The following is a 3,968-nucleotide window of genomic DNA, read 5'->3' on the forward strand; positions in this document are numbered from 1 at the left end:
CAATAATAATTTTTGCAGTTACAACGGCAACGGCTGATGTGATAATAATTTCTGCAGTTACAACTACAGCGACTGATGTAAGAATAATTTTTGAAGCTACAACTACAGCGGCTGATGCGATAATAATTTCTGCAGTTACAACGGCAGCGGCTGATGTGATAATAATTTCTGCAGTTACAACTACAGCGACTGATGTAAGAATAATTTTTGAAGCTACAACTACAGCAGCTGATGCGATAATAATTTCTGCAGTTACAACGACAACGGCTGATGTGATAATAATTTCTGAGGTTACAACGGCAGCGGCTGATGCGATAATGACTTTTGCAGTTACAACGGCAGCGGCTGATGCGATAATGACTTTTGCAGTTACAACGGCAACGGCTGATGTGATAATAATTTCTGCAGTTACAACTACAGCGACTGATGTAAGAATAATTTTTGAAGCTACAACTACAGCGGCTGATGCGATAATAATTTCTGCAGTTACAACGGCAACGGCTGATGCGATAATAATTTCTGCAGTTACAACGGCAACGGCTGATGCGATAATAATTTCTGAAGTTACAACTACAGCGGCTGATGCGATAATGACTTTTGCAGTTACAACTACAGCGACTGATGCGATAATGACTTTTGCAGTTACAACGGCAACGGCTGATGTGATAATAATTTTTGAAGTTACAACGGCAGCGGCTGATGTGATAATAATTTCTGCAGTTACAATGACAGCGGCTGATGTAATAATAATTTCTACAGATGCAACTACAGCCTCTGATGCAATTACAACTACAGAGGCTGATACAATAATAATTTTTGCAGTTACAACGGCAACGGCTGATGTGATAATAATTTCTGCAGTTACAACTACAGCGACTGATGTAAGAATAATTTTTGAAGCTACAACGGCAACAGCTGATGCGATAATAATTTCTGCAGTTACAACTACAGCGACTGATGTAAAAATAATTTTTGAAGCTACAACTACAGCGGCTGATGCGATAATAATTTCTGCAGTTACAACGGCAGCGGCTGATGCGATAATAATTTTTGAAGCTACAACGGCAACAGCTGATGTGATAATAATTTCTGAAGTTACAACGGCAACGACTGATGCGATAATGACTTTTGCAGTTACAACGGCAACGGCTGATGCGATAATGATTTCTGCAGTTACAACGGCAACGACTGATGCGATAATGACTTTTGCAGTTACAACGGCAACGACTGATGCGATAATGACTTTTGCAGTTACAACGGCAACGACTGATGCGATAATGACTTTTGCAGTTACAACGGCAGCGGCTGATGTGATAATAATTTCTGCAGTTACAACGGCAGCGGCTGATGTGATAATAATTTCTGCAGTTACAACGGCAACGACTGATGCGATAATGATTTCTGCAGTTACAACGGCAACGGCTGATGCGATAATGATTTCTGCAGTTACAACGGCAACGACTGATGCGATAATGACTTTTGCAGTTACAACGGCAACGACTGATGCGATAATGACTTTTGCAGTTACAACGGCAACGACTGATGCGATAATGACTTTTGCAGTTACAACGGCAGCGGCTGATGTGATAATAATTTCTGCAGTTACAACGGCAGCGGCTGATGTGATAATAATTTCTGCAGTTACAACGGCAACGACTGATGCGATAATGATTTCTGCAGTTACAACGGCAACGACTGATGCGATAATAATTTCTGCAGTTACAACTACAGCGACTGATGTAAAAATAATTTTTGAAGCTACAACTACAGCGGCTGATGCGATAATAATTTCTGCAGTTACAACGGCAGCGGCTGATGCGATAATAATTTCTGCAGTTACAATGGCAGCGGCTGATGCGATAATAATTTCTGAAGTTACAACGGCAACGGCTGATGTGATAATAATTTCTGCAGTTACAACGGCAACGACTGATGTAAGAATAATTTTTGAAGCTACAACTACAGCGGCTGATGCGATAATGACTTTTGCAGTTACAACGGCAGCGGCTGATGCGATAATAATTTCTGCAGTTACAACGGCAACGGCTGATGTGATAATAATTTCTGAAGTTACAACGGCAACGACTGATGTGATAATAATTTCTGAAGTTACAACGGCAGCGGCTGATGTGATAATAATTTCTGAGGTTACAACGGCAACGGCTGATGCGATAATGACTTTTGCAGTTACAACGGCAGCGGCTGATGTGATAATAATTTCTGCAGTTACAACGACAACGGCTGATGTGATAATAATTTCTGAGGTTACAACGGCAACGGCTGATGTGATAATAATTTCTGCAGTTACAACGGCAACGACTGATGCGATAATAATTTTTGAAGCTACAACTACAGCGGCTGATGTGATAATAATTTCTGCAGTTACAACGGCAGCGGCTGATGCGATAATGACTTTTGCAGTTACAACGGCAACAGCTGATGTGATAATAATTTCTGCAGTTACAATGACAGCGGCTGATGTAATAATAATTTCTACAGATGCAACTACAGCCTCTGATGCAATTACAACTACAGAGGCTGATACAATAATAATTTTTGCAGTTACAACGGCAACGGCTGATGCGATAATGACTTTTGCAGTTACAACGGCAGCGGCTGATGCGATAATAATTTCTGCAGTTACAACTACAGCGACTGATGTAAGAATAATTTTTGAAGCTACAACTACAGCGGCTGATGCGATAATGATTTCTGCAGTTACAATGACAGCGGCTGATGTAATAATAATTTCTACAGATGCAACTACAGCCTCTGATGCAATTACAACTACAGAGGCTGATACAATAATAATTTTTGAAGTTACAACGGCAGTGGCTGATGCGATAATGACTTTTGCAGTTACAACGGCAGCGGCTGATGCGATAATGACTTTTGCAGTTACAACTACAGCGACTGATGTAAGAATAATTTTTGAAGCTACAACGACAGCGGCTGATGTGATAATAATGTTTGAAGTTACAACTACAGCGACTGATGTGATAATAATTTTTGAAGATACAACTACAGCGGCTGATGTGATAATAATTTTTGAAGTTACAACGGCAACGACTGATGCGATAATAATTTCTGAAGTTACAACGGCAACGGCTGATGTGATAATAATTTTTGAAGTTACAACGGCAACGACTGATGCGATAATAATTTCTGAAGTTACAACGGCAACGGCTGATGCGATAATGACTTTTGCAGTTACAATGACAACGGCTGATGTAATAATAATTTCTACAGATGCAACTACAGCCTCTGATGCAAGTACAACTACAGAGGCTGATACAATAATAATTTTTGCAGTTACAACGGCAGCGGCTGATGTAACTTGCGTTTTGGGTTAATTTTCCAGATGAATAAGTGCAACTGTAGAAATTTTGCCGCCGTTTTGAGGAACAGTAACGGTGATTTCATTCTGAGTTTTTAAAATATCGGTTGGGATAACGTAATCTACATATCCAAAGTATCTGTCCGGCTTATTAGTAAAGGATAAATCGTAGGATTCGATGTTATAATCATTGATAGAGACATTTAAAGGCGCATTAAATCCACCGTGGCGGCCCAACGAAATTCGCAAGATGCTGGATTGAACGTTATCGGTCGGCGTGTTTATGATGAAAGTCGCGGGAGTACCTGTAGGTTGCAATGTAACATCTCCATAATAAGTGGTTTTGGTTAGCGTGGTGTTGATTTCAGGAGATTCGTTTAAGGTAATTTTGAATATACTAGTTTCCTCTACATGCATGAAAATATCGTTGAGACTGTCTAGAGGCTCGTTATCAACAAAATGCAATTCGCCTAAATTTAGGTAAGTAGTAGTGCGCTCGATTTTTTCGATTTGTTCATCTTGAAGCTTTAAATCTAAGTCAATATAGGCACGTTGCGCATTCATGTTTGTGACTGCAACATAAATGGTATTGCCGTCTTGCGCACTATGAACATGGATATTATTGTGACGC

The 3,968-nt window shown here is 40.0% G+C and carries 1 protein-coding gene and 1 pseudogene (1 of these 2 cut by a window edge); one reads left to right on the plus strand and one right to left on the minus strand.

All coding sequences use genetic code 11. The features are described from left to right. Positions 1–3,353: the 3' portion of a beta strand repeat-containing protein gene (locus tag EPU_RS04660; protein WP_010167199.1), read on the plus strand. Its footprint begins 610 nt before the window's first position; 3,353 of the gene's 3,963 nt are visible here — the last part of the coding sequence; its start codon lies off the left edge, out of view; its stop codon occupies positions 3,351–3,353. Here the strand turns inward: EPU_RS04660 and EPU_RS13915 are convergent. After that, positions 3,350–3,968, minus strand: a pseudogene (locus EPU_RS13915) (beta-agarase); the annotation flags it as partial. The gene EPU_RS04660 and the pseudogene EPU_RS13915 sit on opposite strands and share 4 nt — an antisense overlap.

The sequence above is a fragment of the Candidatus Epulonipiscium viviparus genome (genome assembly GCF_000171335.1).
GTDB lineage: Bacteria > Bacillota > Clostridia > Lachnospirales > Cellulosilyticaceae > Epulonipiscioides > Epulonipiscioides viviparus.